At 58.4% G+C, this 16,619-nt stretch carries 18 protein-coding genes; 3 read left to right on the top strand and 15 right to left on the bottom strand.

From position 1 onward, the window contains the following. The first annotated feature begins 153 nt into the window (after positions 1 to 153). Positions 154 to 1,350: an AAA family ATPase gene (locus ACYZT2_RS02285; protein ID WP_461969777.1), complete on the top strand. Its 1,197-nt coding sequence runs from the start codon at positions 154 to 156 to the stop codon at positions 1,348 to 1,350. A 146-nt stretch (positions 1,351 to 1,496) separates the two neighbouring features. Here the strand turns inward: ACYZT2_RS02285 and ACYZT2_RS02280 are convergent, their stop codons facing one another. The 8 genes from ACYZT2_RS02280 to ACYZT2_RS02245 all read right to left on the bottom strand — a co-directional run bounded on the left by ACYZT2_RS02280 (position 1,497) and on the right by ACYZT2_RS02245 (position 9,220). Then, positions 1,497 to 2,378, bottom strand: coding sequence for a transporter substrate-binding domain-containing protein (locus ACYZT2_RS02280; RefSeq protein WP_461969775.1), 882 nt, complete (start codon positions 2,376 to 2,378; stop codon positions 1,497 to 1,499). Continuing rightward, complete coding sequence (locus tag ACYZT2_RS02275) at positions 2,375 to 3,157, bottom strand: amino acid ABC transporter ATP-binding protein (RefSeq protein WP_461969773.1); 783 nt, start codon at positions 3,155 to 3,157, stop codon at positions 2,375 to 2,377. Before ACYZT2_RS02275 ends, ACYZT2_RS02280 begins: the two co-directional genes overlap by 4 nt. After that, entirely contained in the window at positions 3,154 to 3,813 is a 660-nt protein-coding gene (locus ACYZT2_RS02270) for an amino acid ABC transporter permease (RefSeq protein ID WP_461969771.1), read from the bottom strand. The genes ACYZT2_RS02275 and ACYZT2_RS02270 overlap by 4 nt, the downstream gene beginning before the upstream one ends. Beyond that, the gene (locus ACYZT2_RS02265; RefSeq protein WP_007941049.1) at positions 3,794 to 4,459 is read right to left on the bottom strand and encodes an amino acid ABC transporter permease; all 666 of its coding nucleotides are present in this window, start codon (positions 4,457 to 4,459) and stop codon (positions 3,794 to 3,796) included. Before ACYZT2_RS02265 ends, ACYZT2_RS02270 begins: the two co-directional genes overlap by 20 nt. A gap of 560 nt (positions 4,460 to 5,019) precedes the next feature. Beyond that, on the bottom strand, positions 5,020 to 5,802 hold the full coding sequence (locus ACYZT2_RS02260; RefSeq protein WP_461969769.1) for a MetQ/NlpA family ABC transporter substrate-binding protein: 783 nt from the start codon (positions 5,800 to 5,802) through the stop codon (positions 5,020 to 5,022). A 302-nt stretch (positions 5,803 to 6,104) separates the two neighbouring features. Then, positions 6,105 to 7,037, bottom strand: a complete 933-nt coding sequence (locus ACYZT2_RS02255) for a sigma 54-interacting transcriptional regulator (RefSeq protein WP_461969767.1) — start codon at positions 7,035 to 7,037, stop codon at positions 6,105 to 6,107. Between the two features lie 56 nt (positions 7,038 to 7,093). Beyond that, positions 7,094 to 7,675: an alpha/beta hydrolase gene (locus tag ACYZT2_RS02250; RefSeq protein WP_461969765.1), complete on the bottom strand. Its 582-nt coding sequence runs from the start codon at positions 7,673 to 7,675 to the stop codon at positions 7,094 to 7,096. Positions 7,676 to 8,146: 471 nt separating this feature from the next. Then, positions 8,147 to 9,220, bottom strand: coding sequence for a fatty acid desaturase (locus tag ACYZT2_RS02245; protein WP_461969763.1), 1,074 nt, complete (start codon positions 9,218 to 9,220; stop codon positions 8,147 to 8,149). Between the two features lie 100 nt (positions 9,221 to 9,320). On the opposite strand from ACYZT2_RS02245, the gene ACYZT2_RS02240 reads away from it, so the two are divergent. Further along, entirely contained in the window at positions 9,321 to 10,325 is a 1,005-nt protein-coding gene (locus ACYZT2_RS02240; protein WP_461969761.1) for an AraC family transcriptional regulator, read from the top strand. Between the two features lie 128 nt (positions 10,326 to 10,453). On the opposite strand, the gene ACYZT2_RS02235 is transcribed toward ACYZT2_RS02240, so the two are convergent. The 4 genes from ACYZT2_RS02235 to ACYZT2_RS02220 form a co-directional block, all read right to left on the bottom strand. Then, on the bottom strand, positions 10,454 to 11,686 hold the full coding sequence (locus ACYZT2_RS02235) for a type II toxin-antitoxin system HipA family toxin (protein ID WP_461969759.1): 1,233 nt from the start codon (positions 11,684 to 11,686) through the stop codon (positions 10,454 to 10,456). After that, positions 11,679 to 11,927 (bottom strand): helix-turn-helix domain-containing protein, encoded by a 249-nt coding sequence (locus tag ACYZT2_RS02230; protein ID WP_447787870.1) that lies wholly within the window; start codon positions 11,925 to 11,927, stop codon positions 11,679 to 11,681. Before ACYZT2_RS02230 ends, ACYZT2_RS02235 begins: the two co-directional genes overlap by 8 nt. Before the next feature lie 112 nt (positions 11,928 to 12,039). After that, the gene (locus ACYZT2_RS02225; RefSeq protein ID WP_461969756.1) at positions 12,040 to 12,405 is read right to left on the bottom strand and encodes a response regulator; all 366 of its coding nucleotides are present in this window, start codon (positions 12,403 to 12,405) and stop codon (positions 12,040 to 12,042) included. A 118-nt stretch (positions 12,406 to 12,523) separates the two neighbouring features. Then, positions 12,524 to 13,210 carry a Crp/Fnr family transcriptional regulator gene (locus ACYZT2_RS02220; RefSeq protein WP_461969754.1) on the bottom strand — a complete coding sequence of 229 codons (687 nt, stop codon included), beginning with the start codon at positions 13,208 to 13,210 and terminating at the stop codon, positions 12,524 to 12,526. Positions 13,211 to 13,294: 84 nt separating this feature from the next. On the opposite strand from ACYZT2_RS02220, the gene ACYZT2_RS02215 reads away from it, so the two are divergent. Beyond that, the gene (locus ACYZT2_RS02215; protein WP_461969752.1) at positions 13,295 to 13,813 is read left to right on the top strand and encodes an Mpo1 family 2-hydroxy fatty acid dioxygenase; all 519 of its coding nucleotides are present in this window, start codon (positions 13,295 to 13,297) and stop codon (positions 13,811 to 13,813) included. 90 nt (positions 13,814 to 13,903) lie between these two features. Here ACYZT2_RS02215 and ACYZT2_RS02210 read toward each other — a convergent pair whose 3' ends face one another. The 3 genes from ACYZT2_RS02210 to cysT are packed head-to-tail and all read right to left on the bottom strand — an operon-like array spanning position 13,904 to position 16,597. Then, positions 13,904 to 14,893, bottom strand: coding sequence for a sulfate/molybdate ABC transporter ATP-binding protein (locus ACYZT2_RS02210; RefSeq protein WP_461969750.1), 990 nt, complete (start codon positions 14,891 to 14,893; stop codon positions 13,904 to 13,906). 3 nt (positions 14,894 to 14,896) lie between these two features. Further along, complete coding sequence (gene cysW, locus ACYZT2_RS02205) at positions 14,897 to 15,766, bottom strand: sulfate ABC transporter permease subunit CysW (RefSeq protein ID WP_007899636.1); 870 nt, start codon at positions 15,764 to 15,766, stop codon at positions 14,897 to 14,899. Positions 15,767 to 15,778: 12 nt separating this feature from the next. Next, entirely contained in the window at positions 15,779 to 16,597 is an 819-nt protein-coding gene (gene cysT, locus ACYZT2_RS02200) for a sulfate ABC transporter permease subunit CysT (protein ID WP_007899634.1), read from the bottom strand. Positions 16,598 to 16,619: the final 22 nt, after the last annotated feature.

Below are 16,619 nucleotides of genomic sequence, written 5' to 3'. Positions count from 1 at the left end.
ACTCCTTTGCGTTGCACGTTCGTGCCAGTGACGATACGACTGCGAGCTTAGAACAGGGTTCAAAGGGTGCGCCTCACGGTTTGAAATAAAGCCTGGCGCACGATGACGTCGACAATAAGGCAGAATCGCGCACCACGCAGCAGGAAGCTACCCATGCTCAAAACCCTCGCGGTGGCCAATTACCGCTCGATCAATAAATTGGTGATTCCGCTGGGCCGGTTGAACCTGATCACCGGCCCCAATGGCAGCGGTAAATCCAACCTCTATCGCGCCTTGCGCCTGCTGGCGGAAACTGCTCAGGGCGGGGTGGTCAATGCGTTGGCCCGTGAGGGCGGGCTGGATTCGACGTTCTGGGCGGGTCCGGAAAACATCACCCGACGCATGCGCGACGGCGAAGTCCCGATCGAGGCTAGCGTACGACACGGCGTCAAACGCCTGCGGCTGGGGTTTGCCGGTGAGGATTTCAGCTATTCGATCAGCCTCGGGCTGCCCGATTCCAACGGCCACTTCATGCTGCCCGAACACAGCGCACCTATTCCGTCACGCTTCAACCTCGACCCGCAAATCAAGCGTGAATGCGTCTGGGCCGGGCCGATTTATCGGCCGGCCAGCCTGCTGGTGGATCGCGACGGCCCGATGATCCGTGCCCGAGCCAATCGCAGCTGGGATGTACTGGCCCAGCACACGCCAAACTTCGACAGCCTGTTCGATCAGGTCGGCAGTTTTCGCACCTCGCCGGAAGTCATGCAGCTGCGTGAGTTCATCCGCCGCTGGCGTTTCTACGATCACTTTCGCAGCGACGCCGACGCGCCAGTGCGCCAACCGCAACTGGGCACCCGCACGCCGGTGTTGCACCACGACGGCCGGGATCTGGCCGCCGCATTGCAGACCATCCGCGAAATCGGCGATCCCGAAGCCTTGCAGGCAGCGATCAGCGATGCGTTCCCCGGCGCGACATTGAATATCGCACCGCTGCAGGGTGGCCGGTTTGCGATCGAGTTTTATCAGGAAGGATTGTTGCGGCCGTTGTCCGCCGCCGAGTTATCGGACGGGACGTTGCGCTATTTGTTGCTGGTTGCGGCGTTGCTGACACCCCGGCCGCCGACGCTGATGGTGTTGAACGAGCCGGAGACCAGTCTGCATCCAGACCTGCTGCCGGCGTTGGCACGGTTGATTATTCGAGCGTCCGAGCAGTGTCAGGTGTGGGTGGTGTCCCATGCGCGGCGCTTGATCTCGGCGTTGCAGCAAGACCCGGAATGCAACTGCATTGTGCTGGAGAAGAATTTCGGCCAGACCGGGATGGTCGGGCAGCGGATGCTGGATGAGCCGGCGTGGCATTGGCCGGATTGATCGGCGCTTGAACAACCGAATCGCGAGCAGGCTCGCTCCCACACTGGATCGGCGACTGACACAGATGTTGTGTTCATCGAAGATCCCCCTGTGGGAGCGAGCCTGCTCGCGATAGCGATCGGAAAGTCACCGCATAGCTCAGAGAATCACCCCTGCCACTTCCCACCCTCGACAATCACGCTCTCCGGCTTGGTGTCATCGCTCAATTCTTTACGCACATACTGGTCGTACAGCTTGAGCAAAAACTTCTCCTCGCCCAACTTCGCCAACTCCACATTCACCCAGTCGCGCAGTTCGATATTGCCCTTCTTCACCGCAGGAGCGATCGGTGCTTCGGCACCCAGTTTTTCCTCCAGCACGCGGTAACCCGGGTTCTGCTTGGCCCAGCTGAACAGCACCAGATTGTCCTGCGCGTAAGCGTCGCCGCGACCATTGGCCAGGGCTTGCAAAGACTCGGAGTTTTTCTCGAACTTCAGCAGTTTCCAGTCCGGATGATTCTTGGTCAGCCAGATATCCGCCGTGGTGCCTGTGGTCACGATGGTGGTGCGGGTCGCCAGGTCATCGAGGCTCTTCACCGAACTCGCCTGCGGCACCAGTGCCTGCACCGCAACCTTGAGGTTCGGGTTGGTGAAGTCCACGGCTTCCTTGCGCTCCGGAGTCACGGTCATGTTGGCCAGGATCAGGTCGACCTTGTCGCTTTGCAGGAACGGAATCCTGCTCGCCGGCTCCACTGCAACGAACTCCACTTTGTTCTCATCGCCCAACAGATCCTTGGCGAATTGGCGACCGATGTCGGTATCGAACCCCACGTAGCGCCCGGCCTCGTCGACAAAACCGAACGGCGGTTTATCGGTGAAGACGCCGACGATCAGCTTGTCCCGTGCTTTGATTTTTTCCAGGTAACCGGCCGGTGCGGTACTCGCGCTTACGACTTTCGGCTTCGTCGGTTCTTCGGTTTTATTGCAGCCGGCCAGCAGCGCAAGGCCGAACAGCGGGAGTAGCAGCAGAGAAGACTTGGCAGTTTTCATGGCAGTTCCAATTCCTTTGTTTGAGTCGTTTTGGGTAGTGCGGCGACGTAGGAGAACTTCTCCAGGAACTGCTGCGCTCGTGCGGTTTGCGGGTTCGTAAAGAAAATCTCGGGTGGGTTTTGCTCAAGAATGCGCCCGGCATCCATGAACACAATGCGGTCGGCCACGGCGCGGGCGAAGGCCATTTCGTGGGTGACGATCAGCAGGGTCATGCCTTCGCGGGCCAGACCCTGAATCACCTCGAGCACTTCCTTGACCATCTCCGGATCGAGGGCGGCGGTGACTTCGTCGAAGAGCATGACCTTGGGGTTCATGCACAGCGAACGAACGATGGCGATGCGTTGCTGCTGGCCGCCGGAGAGCTGGCGCGGGAAGGCGTCGCGTTTGTCCAAAAGGCCCACGCGCGCCAGCAAAGCTTCGGCCTGAGCGCGGGCTTCGCGACGTTCGCGTTTCTGCACTTTGAGCGGGCCGAGCAATAGATTGTCGAGCACGCTCATGTGCGGGAACAGGTGGTAGCCCTGGAACACCATGCCGATCTGCTGACGCACTTCGCGCCAGTCGGTGCCCTTATCCAGCAACTCGCGCCCGGCAAAATTCAAGCTGCCGCTGTGAGCCACTTCCAAGCCGTTGAGGCAGCGCAGCAAGGTGCTTTTGCCACAGCCGCTGGGACCGAGAATGACGATCACTTCGCCCGGTTTCACCTTCAGGTCGATGCCGTCGAGCACCTGCTGCTCGCCGAAAAACTTGTTGAAACCCTTGAACTCGATCAATGCACTCATGCTTGCGTCCAGCGCCGCTCCAGCACGCGCGAGGCGGCCGACAGCGGGTAGCAGATGAAAAAGAAAAACAGGAACAGCGCGCCGTAGATCAGCACTGATTCGTAGGTGCGTTCGATGATCTGTTGGCCGACTTTGATCACGTCCACCACGCCGATCAGCACCGCCAGGGAGCTGGTCTTGATGATGCGCGTGTAGACGTTGATGGTCGGCGGCGTCATGCGCTTCAGCGCTTGAGGCAGCAGCACGTAGCCGTAGAGTTGCGGGCCGTTCAGGCCAATCGACAGCCCTGCCTCACGCTGCCCGCGAGGCAACGAGTGCAACGCACCGCGCACCACTTCGCCGACTTCGCTGGCGCCCCACAGCGACAACACCAGCACCGCGCACCAGTAGCTCGGAATGCTCAGGCCGAAGAAAATCGGCAGACCGAAGAACAGCAAATACAGCCAGACCAGCACCGGGATCGCCCGGAACAATTCCAGATAGATCCGAAGAATCGCGTTCAGCCATTTCGAATTCAATGTGCGCAACACGCCGTAGAGCACGCCGCCGACAGTGCTGATGGCGATGCTCAGAAAAGAGATCGACAGGGTTTGCGCAGCGCCCTTGCCCAGTTGCGGCAACGACACCCAGAGCAGCTCAAGACCCGAACTGGCCATGCTGGAGCCTCCTTTCCAGACGACTGAGCAGCAGCGACAACGGCAAAAACAGCAGCACGCAGATCAGCGTCAGCACGGCGAGCATTTCGTAGGTTTTGTAATAGAGCGCGATGTAGCTCTTGGTGGTGTAGAGAATCTCCGGCACCGCCACCGCCGAGACCACGGTGGTTTCCTTGAGCAGGAAAATGAAATTGGCGAACAGCGACGGCAGGCTGAGGATGCCGGCTTGCGGCAGGATCACGTAGCGCAGCAATTGCCCGTGAGACAGGCCGATGGAGCGGCCGGACTCAAGTTGCGCCTGGGGCACCGCATCCACACCGGCGCGCAGCACTTCGGTGAGGTAGGCGCCGCCAAGGAAAGTCATGGTGATGATCGCCGCCGCGAAGCCCGAAACTTTGATGCCCAGGGCCGGCAAGGCGAAGTAGACGAAGAACAGCTGAATCAGCAGTGGCGTGTTGCGCGCCAGCTCCACGTACAGCCCGACCAGGCGTTGCAGGTAGGGTGTACGAAACACCAGAATCGTCGCGTTGATCAACGCCACCAGCAACGAAGTGCCGATGGCGATAAAGCCGACCTGCAGCGTCACGCCCACGGCTTTGAGAAACGCCGGCAGGGTGCTGAGGATAAAAGCGTAATCGAACGTCATTGAACATCCCTGGACGCCGCTCGGTAAGCGACGATGGCGCAGTCCATGGGCAGTGGATAACCACCCGGCAGGCACCGACTTTAAAGGTATAAAAAGAAGAATTTAAATACCGTTAAAGCATATTGATATCACGCAAAATACTATCCTGCGGATTTGCGGCGGCAGCGGAGGACGACTATTTTCCTTTGCGCTGTAGGAAGGATCTTTTTTTCAGAATACCCCTCCAAGGACGTGCAGTTTTTGGCCAGACTCCCGGCCGAACCATTACAAGGAAGATAAAAATGGCTGACGTAAACGTGCCACAGCGGCTGGATCCGCAAGACATCGTGAAATTGCTGGTGGCGTTGCGCAAGGCGCTGAAGGCCAGAGTGGCCTGAACCTTAAAGCAAAAGATCGCAGCCTCGTTTCACTCGACAGCTCCTACAGCGGATACGCATTTCAATGTAGGAGCTGTCGAGTGAAACGAGGCTGCGATCTTTTGATCTGGCGCAATAAAAAACGCCGACGCTGTATTAGCCGTCGGCGTTGAAACCTTGAAAGGGTATCGAGACTGCGATCAATCAGAACGCCGACAGTACCGCGCCGCCGTATTTCTTCTCGATGAACGCCTTCACTTCCGGGCTGGTCAGGGCCTTGGCCAGCTTCTGGATGGCGACGCTGTCCTTGTTGTCTGGACGAGCCACCAGAAAGTTCACGTAAGGCGAATCGGCACCTTCGATCACCAACGCATCTTTAGCCGGGTTCAGACCCGCTTCCAGCGCGTAGTTGGTGTTGATCATGCCCAGGTCGACCTGGTCCAGCACACGCGGCAGCAAGGCTGATTCCAGTTCCTTGAACTTGAAGTTGTGCGGGTTCTTGGCGATGTCTTTCGGGGTGGACACGGCGTTTTTCGGGTCTTTCAACTCGATCAGGCCAGCCTTCTGCAGCAGGATCAGGGCCCGGCCGCTGTTGCTGCCTTCGTTCGGGATGGCGATGGTTGCGCCGTCTTTCAGCTCAGCCAGGCTTTTGACTTTCTTCGAGTAGCCGCCGAATGGTTCGACGTGCACGCCGATCACAGTCACCAGGTTAGTGCCTTTGCCTTCGTTGAAGTTTTTCAGGTACGGCAGAGTCTGGAAGTAGTTGGCGTCCAGACGCTTCTGGTCGACCTGCACGTTCGGCTGAACGTAGTCGGTGAAAACTTTGATCTCCAGGTCCACGCCTTCTTTGGCGAGGGCAGGCTTGATCAGTTCAAGAATCTCGGCATGTGGAACCGGCGTCGCCGCAACCACCAGTTTCTCGCCAGCCTGGGCCAGGCCCGCAGTCAGGGCAGCCGCCAATGCGGTGAACAACAGAACCTTTTTCATGCAGTGTCCTTATCGAAAAATCACGGTCGTCATCGACGACGGCTAAACAGTCAGGTGGTTTTTGTTAAGTGCCAGCGAAGTGCTATCGCTGGCGTGAGGCGGACAATACCGGGATTTTTTATTCCCGAACAATATCTTTTATTCACTTTCATATTCCATTTTGTTCATACAACCGTCACCTGCTCTAACTCGCACATCAAAGCGCACGCGATCGTTGTAGGAGCGAGGCTTGCCCGCGAAGAGGGAGTGTCAGTCGACATTAATGTTGCCTGGCACACCGCTTTCGCGAGCAAGCTTCGCTCCTACAGAAGCCCGGCGTCGTTGAGCAGTTGTTTCAAGGCATCTTTCTCGGCGGCGGAACCGTTGCCGAGAATCTGTTTGAATTGCTGCTCGATCTGTAGCAGCGACACGGGCGCCTCGGGCAGATTCAAATGCTCCGGCAAAATCTCGTCGCCGGTACTCACCAACAGCGCAAAGTGAATGACGTTCTCCAGCTCCCGGGTATTGCCCGGCCAACTGTGCTGCTCCAGCAGATGCTGCGCGGCGTCGCTGATCAATGGCACCGGCAGGTCGAGGCGTTGGCTGTAGATGCCGAGGAAGTATTCGGCCAGCGACAAAATATCGCCCACCCGTTCACGCAAGGCCGGCAGTTCGAGCTGGCCTTCGCTGAGGTAGTGATAAAGCCGTTCATGGAATTTTCCGGCAGCCACGGCCTGAGCCAGATCGATGCTGGTGGCGGCCACCAGACGTACATCCACCGGGCTTGGCTGCTGAGCGCCGACGCGGGTGACTTCGTGGTTTTCCAGGGCGGCGAGCAACTTGATCTGGATTGGCAACGGCAAGTCGCCGATCTCGTCCAGATAGAGCGTGCCGCCATTGGCCGAACCAAACCAGCCGGCGCGACTGCTGGCCGAACCGCTGTAACTGCCGGCGGCATAGCCGAACAATTCAGCGTCGGCGTAGGTCGGGCTGATCGCCCCGCAATTGACTGACACGAACAATCCACCACGGTCACTGGCGCGATGGATATGTCGCGCCAGCAGTTCTTTACCGCTGCCGGTTTCACCGCGGATCAATACCGAGATCGAACGTGGCGCCAGTTGTTCCAGCTCCTGGCGCAACTGCCGGGAACGCGGGTCGACGAACACCAACGCCTTGGCGCGAATGCTCAGCGGGCTTTTTTCCGCATCGGGAAAGGTCAGCAGCGGCTGACCGAATGTTTCATGCAAGCTCATGGCAGACTCCCGCCCAAAACCGCCGGGAGGCGGGGGCGTTCAATAAAGGACAAGGTTCAAGCGCGGCGCAGGGCGTGCTGTTCCATGCGGTTTTGCAGACGATAGAGATACGCAAAACCCTGCTCCCAACGCTGGTGACCGGACTTCACGTTGATGTGCCCGGCCCCCGATAAAATCCCCGCCTCGGCGCCCCACTGGCGCGCCAGTTCAAGCGCTCGTGGCGCGCTCACGGCACTGTCGTTGTCGGAGCTGACGACCTGGCTCGGGAACGGCAATAAATGGGTGGGGATCGGTGCGAAATTGCGCAGGGCCGGCGCGCAAGCCGGGCGCTCGACATCCGCTGGCGCGACCAGCAACGCGCCGCGCACCTGACGCAAAAATGGCAGCGGTGCCGTGGCCGCCCAATGCGCGACAGTGATGCAACCCAGGCTGTGGGCGATCAGAATCACTGGCGTACTGTCGACGGCAATCGCCTCGGCCAGTGCCGCGACCCAGTCCTCACGACGAGGCGTCAACCAGTCGGCCTGCTCCACCCGCGCACTGTTCGGCAGGCTGTTCTGCCAATGGGTTTGCCAATGGTTTTCTGGCGATCCTTGCCAGCCCGGCACAATCAGGTAGCGAATTGATTCGTTGCGCATGGGGGAGCTCTCCTGCTGCGTGTCTGTTCGTGACCGAGTATAGGGAGGAGAGTTATATCCGTTAAGGAATAAGAAGCTATTTATTAAGACCTATATCGAATATAAACCGATCCCCTGTGGGACGATCCTGCTCGCGGATAGCGGTAGATCAGTCGACCTCCATGTTGGATGTGGCGACGCTATCGCGAGCAGGCTCCCACAGGGTTTGGTGTTTGCCAGGAATAAAAAAGGGGCCGCACCCTGCCAAGGAGACGGCCCCGGAAACTCAAAATCTGTAGCGCGAACCACATCGCTGGAATGTGATGATTGGCTGAAACGGTTATCCCATAAAGGAATATTTAATTACTTTATTAGGTCAAAATCGCATATACCAATCATTGCGATGCACTCACGCCACCGCTGCTTGCGTCACAACGTAACGTTCCTTTGGGTCAAATTGATGACCAACGTTTGAGTTTCCGGGCATATCTATCAAACCTGAGCGGCAGGCACCTCCTGCGTCGCCAGGGTGTCCTCACGCACAAACCGGTTCGCCCGTCCGAACGTCCCGAAATCATTGAACCGCACGCCCATCTCGCGCATCACCTTATGCGCCACCGGCACAGTCATCTGGCGGATGTAAAACGGCTCTTTCACCACAAAATGATGGATCCCGTGGCTGCTGCCGAAGTTGAAGCAGAACGCCTGCAACGGCCACATCCACCAAGGGCTCAACACCTGAGTTTGCTGGATCACATTGCCCGGCTCCACGTCACCGTAGTAGTGCATGTTCGAGCTGACAAAATGCAGGCAGAACGTACGCAACACGTTCGGGCCGATGATCACCACGGCAGCGATGTCGATCGCTTGCATCACCGTCAACGTAGTCGCCGACCACTCGATAGGCGCACCCAGCAGATGCGCAATGCCGTTGGCGGCGTGAAAACCGAGAAACACGTACCACGCCCCCCAATGCACCAGCGCCAGCGGTGCGTAAACCTTCAGAAAACGCTTGATGATGCTGAACTTGTGCGCCCAAGTCCTCGCCCGCAGCATGCGGATGAAGGCCGACATCACGTTATCGCCGACCATCAACAGCCGTGCGATGCCCCAAGGCTCACCGTTGGTGATTGCCCGCTCTTCCATGTCGGCTTCGGTGCCGGACGCCTTGTGGTGGTTGAGGTGCAAATGGCGGCGGATCCAGGGGTTGATGGTGCTCGGTCGCGCCAGCCACACCAGGCCCATCATCAGGTTGTGCGGCACCCGTTGTTTGCGGAAATACATGCTGTGGATCAGGTCATGTTCCAGCTCGTGGGTCAGTGAGGCGAAAAACGCGTTGAGTAACAGACACACCCACCACGCCATGTACCCGGTGATGTACAGCACGGCCGAACCGATCATCCCGGCCAACGCGAAGGCCAGAATGCCCGCACCCAAGGCGTCCTGATGATTGAGAATCGGGTAGCGCTGACGCAGTTCGACGCCCTTGGCCAATACCACCTGGCGAATATGCGCTGATTTCTGTGCTGCATTCAGTCGCTGGGGACTTGCAGAAGTACCGTCCATGCTTCCATCCTCTGGTTATTGATGTTCGCATCCTGCCCTGTGATGCTTTGCAGAGCGGTAGCCGTGAACGCCAACCTGTTGACCGGACGCGCCAATCAACATGACAGAACCGACTTCCCTCGCCAGCTGGACCCGCGCCCTGCGCAAGCAGCTCGATGCGCTGGGGCTCGACAGCACCGCCCTGTGCCAACAGGCGGGGCTCGACCCGCAGTTGATGGACGACCCGAACGCCCGTTACCCGTTGTCCGCCACCACGCGCCTGTGGCAAATCGCGGTGCAGGTCAGTGGCGATCCGGCGATTGGTTTGCGAGTGTCGCGTTTTGTCAGCCCCACCACCTTTCATGCGCTGGGTTATGCGTTGGTGGCCAGTGGAAGCCTGCGGGAAGTCTTCGAGCGCATCGTGCGTTATCACCACGTGGTCAGCGACGCGCTGGATCTGGAGCTGATCCGCGCCGAGGATCGCTACTACTTCCGCCTGAAAATCCCCCAAGGCAACCCCGCGCCAGCCTTCGAAGCCATCGATGCCTTCGCGGCGATTTACGTGCGCACTTGCCGCAATCGCCTGGGCCGTGACTACGCCCCGCTGGCGGTTTACCTGCGCCGTCCGGAACCTGCCGACCCGCATCAATGGCACAAAGTGTTCCGCTCACCGGTGTATTTCAACGCCGATGAAGACCGATTGGAGTTCGCTCTGCCGGATTTCGACAGCCACCTGGACGACGCCAACCCGGAACTCGCCGAGCACAACGAAACCGTGCTCAAACGCACCCTGGCGCAACTCAAACCGCTGACCTGGGAACGCAAGGTTCGCGACGCCATTGAAGAGCAATTACCCGAAGGCGAACCGTCGGCCGATCGCATCGCACAGGCGCTGCACTTGAGTCTGCGCAGCCTGCAACGGCATCTGGCGGACGAAGGTTGTCGGTTCGATACGCTGCTCAACGAAAGCCGGGAGAACCTGGCGCTGCTGCACCTGCGCGACCCACTGTGCTCGTTGGGTGAGATCAGTTATCTGCTGGGTTTCGCCGACACCAGCAGCTTCAGCCGCGCGTTCAAACGCTGGACCGGGATGACGCCGGGGCAGTTTCGGGATGGGTTGCGGTGACAGATCCGGGAGGTGTATTGAGTTTTATGGCCTCTTCGCGGGCAAGCCTCGCTCCTACAGATGACCGCGTATTCCCGTAGGAGCGAGGCTTGCCCGCGAAGGCGTCCATCGCAACGCCGCAAAATCTTTTAACCTTTAACCAGACTGCGCGCTTGGCCTGATTTCCACTGATCCATCATCGCGTCGCCAACCTCGGCAAAACCGCTATTGGCTCTGATGTAGTGAGCCATCTCCCCCATCGCCACATCCATCCCGTGAGCAACCTGTTGCAGCAGCTCATTGCAGCGTCCTTCTGTCAGGTTGCAGGCAGAACGACCAAACCGCATGAGCATTTTGTACTTGGGCCATGCCTTCGATCCGCCCAACAGCAACGCCATGCTGTCGGCCTTGATGTAGACCGAAGTTGTGACGATGTCATAGGCCGGAGCCAGACTGATTTGCGCGTCAGCACCGCAATGTTCGTACAACACGCCGAAATTCTTCAGGTGAGCATCGCCATTCTTCAAACCGGACGAAAGAGCAACGATTTTGAAAAAAGACTCAAGAGCCTGGTTGAGCAATGGTGGGGAGACAAACTCCTTGATTTGCCTGGCAGCACCTTCGTATGAACCATCGTATTTGGCCCTCGAAGGCCAGGCATTGAGTACGCAGAAATCCTCAAAACCCAAATAGCCCATGTCATTCAGATCAAAGCGCTCAACGATCAGAAATTTCCCCCGTTCACTGAGTTCGAACTTCGGCACCTCAAGCCCCGAATGCAGTGCGGCTCGCATGCAGAAGTACTCGTTGGCGGCCAGCTCCGGGTATTCTTCTGCACGAAAGGACTTGACCAGGTGCGTTGCCCCTCGATGGGTCAGGCGGTCAATGGTTGTCGCACTGTCGCGCACAAGCACCTTTGGCTGTACTCCCGAAACGCCTGAGTACTGACCATAAGTGTGCAACAGATCATCGAACAGACCCTGAGCACCGTCATGAACCAGAATGTCCGCAAGGCTGGTTTCAGGGGGCCGCTCGTTAGCACTCAGAGCATTGGCGATTCCCACGCGTCCAAGCTGATGCGGACCGACGATCGCCAGCATTGCGAAGTCGTCGAATCCTCGCACCGCTTTGCTGAAGCGACGAACCAACTCATCGCGCAGAGAACCTTCTGGCAGATTCATTTCAAAAACCGGCGGCACCCCTCGCTCCCACGTGTAGCTCTCGAGGCGAGCGGGCATGGTCAGCGAGACAGCGTTTTCTTCCAGTGCATTTTGCGCATAGGTAAACACTGAATCGATACGAGACTGTCCGCGACCCAAGGCACCCACTGTGATGCCCGAGACACTGATATCCAGCCTGTCCACATCGCTCTTTTCAGCCATGGAAGTTGACCTTTTTCAGGGTGTCCAGGGTCGGGCGCTTCGACTGCCGAGGCACGGCTGTAAGTTCGTATCCAAAACCGTTCAGGATCGCTTCAACCTTGCGGATACCGATTTCGGAAACAGTATTGTTCTCGATGCCAGAAATCGTGGCACGGCTCATTCCGTACTGCTTTGCCAGATCCTGTTGAGACATCTTTCGCTCTTTGCGCAGTAACCTGATCAGTTCGCCAAGGGTTTCCATTCGAGACACTCGCATCATATACAGTGCAAATTTACAAAACCAAACGTATATGCATCGTATTTAATGCACTGATAAGTCAAAGTCTAGCTAATTTTCTTGGCAAAACTCGCTTTCAGCGACCGCGATCCCGCCGCAACAGCTTGCGCACCCGCTTCACCAGTTCACTGACAGCAAACGGCTTGAGCAGGTAATCATCCTCATGCAATTCCAGCCCGCGCAGGCGATCTTCGATGCCGTCCCTGGTGGTGAGGAGTAGCACCGGCGTGCCGCCGAGCTTGCGGATCTGCTGCAGCAACTGCCAGCCGTTGAGCCCCGGCAGCATCACGTCGAGGATAATCAGTTCGTATTCGCCGGATTCGATAAAGCGCCGGCCGTCCATGCCATTGAGCGCCACATCTACCGCGTAACTTGCTTCGCTCAGGCCTTTGGCCAGGAGACTGGCGGTCTCGGGTTCGTCTTCCACTAGCAATACACGCATGGCACACCTCGATTATCGTTGTCACAGGCTAGGCGCGTTCATGGACAAAGCCTACCTATAACGTCGGTTGTTAAAAATCGCAGGCTTCGCCAGCTCCTACATAGGGCAGCGATCTTTCTTAAATCACCGCCAACGCCCGCAGCCGCTCGGCATCCAGAATCTCGATCTCGCCATACTTGAGATTCAGAATTCCTTGTCCCTGCAAATCCTTGAGGAGCTGATTGGTGGTCTGGCGCGACAGCGACAACATCGACGCCAGTTGCTCCTGAGGCAGTTGCAGAACACGGCGCGGCGGGTCGATTTCACCGTAACCCTCGGCGATCATCAGCAAGCGATGGGCCAGGCGTGCCGGGGCTGGCATCAGGCTCAGCTGTTCAAGGTTGATGAAGGTCAGGCGCAGTTTGTGGCTCATCAACAATGCCAGTTGCCGCCAGTACTCCGGTTGTTGATCCAGCAACTTCAGCAGCGTCGCCTGCGGGATGTGCAACAGGGTGCACTGGCCAACGGCGTAGGCATCGTGGGTTCGCGGCTGGCCATCGAACAGGCAGATTTCGCCGAACCAGTGCGGCACTTCCACCAGGCTCAGCAGTGCTTCCTTGCCCTGCTCGTTCACCGCGCCGATGCGCACCGAACCTTCAAGCACAGCGTATAGCCCGCACGGCGGATCACCGCGTTTGAATAGCAGTTGCCCCGACGGCAGGCGTCGAACCCGGGCCGCAGCCAGCAGACTATCCTGTAAAGGAACAGGTAAATGACTGAACCACTGCCCCGTATCCAGGCGCGAACGCCAAACCTGCATGTCCATGGAAACTCCTGGAGATTGTCACCTGGCTGACAGAGCGAGAATGAAACCCGGGGCATCATCCATCACCCTACTGGAGGAATAACAATGAAAAGCCTCGTTGACCATCTCAGTCAATACGCCGCCTACCACCGTGACCCGCGCAATATCGCCAGCCACTTTATCGGTATCCCGCTGATTGTAGTGGCGGTCGCGGTGTTGCTGTCGCGGCCGCAATGGGGCGGAGGCTGGGTTTCGCCGGCAGTGCTGGTCGCGATGGCATCGGCGTGGTTTTACCTGCGCCTGGAGGTGCGTCTTGGGGTGTTGATGACCGTGTTGCTCGGTCTGTGCATTTGGGCGGGTCAAGTTCTTGCGCAGCACAGCACGCTGGTTTGGCTCACAAGCGGCATAGGGATGTTTGTGGCGGGGTGGGCGATTCAGTTTGTCGGTCATCATTACGAGGGACGCAAACCGGCGTTTGTCGATGACGCGACGGGGTTGATTGTCGGGCCGTTGTTTGTGGTGGTTGAGTTGGCGTTTTTGCTCGGGTTGCGGCATGAGCTGAAAGAGCAGATCGAGGCGCGGGCGGGTGGTGTGCGTTTGCGTCAGAAAAACGCAGCAACGTAAGACGCCATCGCGAGCAGGCTCGCTCCCACAGGGGATTTGTGAACGACACAGATCACTGTGGGAGCGAGCCTGCTCGCGATGCTTTTAATTTTAAAGGTTGGCGACTTTCTGCCAGACCTTGGGCTTGAAGAACAACGTCTCACCCTTCGCCAAGCCAACCAGGCTGTCGTGATCCTTCACCACTTCAGCTTCGATCAGTTCGCTCTGGCCTTCGACCTTCAGCGTCACCCGCGTGGTGGCACCCAGCGGACGAATATCCCGCACTTCAGCTGCGTGGTGGTCTTCCAGCTCATGCCGCGACAGCGACACTTCGTGTGGACGGAACAGCACCTGCCGGTCTTCGCCCAAATGCAGACGGTTCGAATCGCCGAGGAAGTGATAGACGAAATCGCTGGCCGGGTTTTCGTAAACGTCACCCGGTGAGCCGATCTGTTCGATCACGCCCTTGTTCATCACCACGATACGGTCGGCGACTTCCATCGCCTCTTCCTGGTCGTGGGTCACAAACACCGAGGTCAGGTTGATGTCTTCGTGCAGGCGTGCGAGCCAGCGACGCAGTTCTTTACGGACCTTGGCGTCGAGCGCACCGAAGGGTTCGTCGAGCAGCAGTACTTTCGGCTCCACCGCCAAGGCGCGGGCCAACGCTATGCGCTGACGCTGTCCACCGGAGAGTTGTTCCGGGTAGCGATCGGACAACCAGTCCAGCTGCACCATGTTCAGCAGTTCGTGAACTTTCACCGCGATCTGGCTTTCATTCGGACGCTGGTTTTTCGGCTTCATGCGCAGGCCGAACGCGACGTTGTCGAACACCGTCATGTGCCGGAACAGAGCATAGTGCTGGAACACGAAACCGACATTGCGATCACGCACGTCGTGGCCGGAGACATCTTCGCCATGGAACACGATGTTGCCCTGATCCGGGGTTTCCAGGCCGGCGATGATCCGCAGTAATGTGGTCTTGCCGCAGCCGGACGGCCCCAGCAGCGCCACCAGCTCGCCGCTTTGGATGTCCAGGCTGATGTTGTCCAGCGCCTTGAACGCGTGGAAGTTTTTGCTGACGTTACGCACTTCGATCGACATGACTTATTCCTCCGCGGCGCTGGCGCGCAGGCGGTTAATACGGTTTTCGCTCCACTGCTTGAGCAGCAGGATGAAGAGCGCCAGGATCAGCAACAGGCTCGCCACGGCGAACGCGGCCACGTGGTTGTATTCGTTGTAGAGGATCTCGACGTGCAGCGGCAGGGTGTTGGTCACCCCGCGAATGTGCCCGGAAACCACCGACACCGCACCGAATTCACCCATGGCCCGGGCCGTACACAGCACCACGCCATAGATCAGGCCCCATTTGATATTGGGAACGGTGACGTGCCAGAACATCTGCCAGCCATTGGCGCCGAGCAGGCGCGCGGCCTCTTCTTCCTGGGTGCCTTGTTCCTGCATCAGCGGAATCAACTCACGTGCCACGAACGGCACGGTGACGAAAATCGTCGCCAGCACGATGCCCGGCAAGGCGAAGACGATCTGGATGTCGTGATCCTGCAACCACGGGCCGAATAGCCCCTGGGCGCCGAACATCAACACGTAGACCAAACCTGCGATCACCGGCGACACCGAAAACGGCAGGTCGATCAGGGTCACCAGCATGCTCTTGCCGCGGAACGAGTATTTACTCACGCACCACGCCGCGCTGACACCGAACACCAGGTTCAGCGGCACCGAAATCAGTACCGCGATCACGGTGAGTTTCAACGCCGACAAGGCGTCCGGCTCGAAGATCGCGGTGAAGAACGCACCGATTCCGAGCTTTAGGCCCTGAGACACCACGATCACCAGCGGCAGCAACAGAAACAGGGCGAACACCAGCCAGCCAAGGCCGATCAGGATTCGCCGCGATGAAGCACTGCCACGGCGGGCGGCGTTCGAGGAAGCAGCAGCAATAGACGATTGGGACATTTTTGCGCCTCCTTATGGGGTTTCGATGCGTCGTTGCAGCAAGTTGATCAGCAGCAACAGGACGAAGGAAACCACCAGCATCAGTACACCAATGGACGTGGCGCCGGTGTAATCGTACTGGTCGAGTTTGACCATGATCAGCAGCGGCAGGATCTCGGTTTTCATCGGCATGTTGCCGGCGATGAAAATCACCGAACCGTACTCGCCGACGCCGCGGGCAAACGCCAACGCGAAACCGGTCAGCCAGGCTGGCAACAGGGCGGGCACCAGAATATGGCGAAAAACCTGTAGCGGTTTTGCACCGAGGCACGCCGCCGCTTCTTCCACTTCACGAGGGATATCGGCCAATACTGGCTGTACGGTACGTACTACGAATGGAAGTGTCACAAAAGTGAGGGCAAGGGTGATGCCGAGGGGGGTATAGGCGATCTTGAAACCCAGGTCCGCTGCAAACTGACCCACCCAACCATTGGGCGCGTATAGCGCAGTCAGCGCGATACCGGCCACGGCGGTGGGCAATGCGAAGGGTAAGTCGATCATCGCATCGATGACTTTGCGTCCAGGGAAGGTATAGCGCACCAGCACCCAGGCCAGCAGCGTGCCAATGATGCCGTTGATGATCGCGGCATAGAGCGCGGTGCCGAAGCTCAGCTTCAACGCCGCCAGCACCCGTGGCGCCGAGATGATGGCCCAGAACTGGTCCCAGGTAAGTTGAGCGGCATGCACGAACATCGCCGCCAGTGGAATGAGCACAATCAGGCTGAGGTACACCAAGGTGTAGCCCAGCGTCAGCCCGAAGCCGGGTATGACGGGGGAGATACGACGCGACATAAAAGTCCTTGGTTGAAAATGC

This window comes from Pseudomonas sp. MDT1-85 (assembly GCF_054898065.1).
This window is presented reverse-complemented; position numbering and strand designations above follow the sequence as displayed.

Coding starts and splice junctions, on each gene's coding strand:
- ACYZT2_RS02275 (WP_461969773.1), bottom strand. CDS start 3,157: ATGAGTGCATTGATCGAGTTCAAGGGTTTCAACAAGTTTTTCGGCGAG.
- cysT (WP_007899634.1), bottom strand. CDS start 16,597: ATGTCGCGTCGTATCTCCCCCGTCATACCCGGCTTCGGGCTGACGCTG.
- cysW (WP_007899636.1), bottom strand. CDS start 15,766: ATGTCCCAATCGTCTATTGCTGCTGCTTCCTCGAACGCCGCCCGCCGT.
- ACYZT2_RS02260 (WP_461969769.1), bottom strand. CDS start 5,802: ATGAAAAAGGTTCTGTTGTTCACCGCATTGGCGGCTGCCCTGACTGCG.
- ACYZT2_RS02265 (WP_007941049.1), bottom strand. CDS start 4,459: ATGACGTTCGATTACGCTTTTATCCTCAGCACCCTGCCGGCGTTTCTC.
- ACYZT2_RS02210 (WP_461969750.1), bottom strand. CDS start 14,893: ATGTCGATCGAAGTGCGTAACGTCAGCAAAAACTTCCACGCGTTCAAG.
- ACYZT2_RS02230 (WP_447787870.1), bottom strand. CDS start 11,927: ATGGAAACCCTTGGCGAACTGATCAGGTTACTGCGCAAAGAGCGAAAG.
- ACYZT2_RS02285 (WP_461969777.1), top strand. CDS start 154: ATGCTCAAAACCCTCGCGGTGGCCAATTACCGCTCGATCAATAAATTG.
- ACYZT2_RS02250 (WP_461969765.1), bottom strand. CDS start 7,675: ATGCGCAACGAATCAATTCGCTACCTGATTGTGCCGGGCTGGCAAGGA.
- ACYZT2_RS02240 (WP_461969761.1), top strand. CDS start 9,321: ATGACAGAACCGACTTCCCTCGCCAGCTGGACCCGCGCCCTGCGCAAG.
- ACYZT2_RS02245 (WP_461969763.1), bottom strand. CDS start 9,220: ATGGACGGTACTTCTGCAAGTCCCCAGCGACTGAATGCAGCACAGAAA.
- ACYZT2_RS02255 (WP_461969767.1), bottom strand. CDS start 7,037: ATGAGCTTGCATGAAACATTCGGTCAGCCGCTGCTGACCTTTCCCGAT.
- ACYZT2_RS02215 (WP_461969752.1), top strand. CDS start 13,295: ATGAAAAGCCTCGTTGACCATCTCAGTCAATACGCCGCCTACCACCGT.
- ACYZT2_RS02280 (WP_461969775.1), bottom strand. CDS start 2,378: ATGAAAACTGCCAAGTCTTCTCTGCTGCTACTCCCGCTGTTCGGCCTT.
- ACYZT2_RS02225 (WP_461969756.1), bottom strand. CDS start 12,405: ATGCGTGTATTGCTAGTGGAAGACGAACCCGAGACCGCCAGTCTCCTG.
- ACYZT2_RS02270 (WP_461969771.1), bottom strand. CDS start 3,813: ATGGCCAGTTCGGGTCTTGAGCTGCTCTGGGTGTCGTTGCCGCAACTG.
- ACYZT2_RS02220 (WP_461969754.1), bottom strand. CDS start 13,210: ATGGACATGCAGGTTTGGCGTTCGCGCCTGGATACGGGGCAGTGGTTC.
- ACYZT2_RS02235 (WP_461969759.1), bottom strand. CDS start 11,686: ATGGCTGAAAAGAGCGATGTGGACAGGCTGGATATCAGTGTCTCGGGC.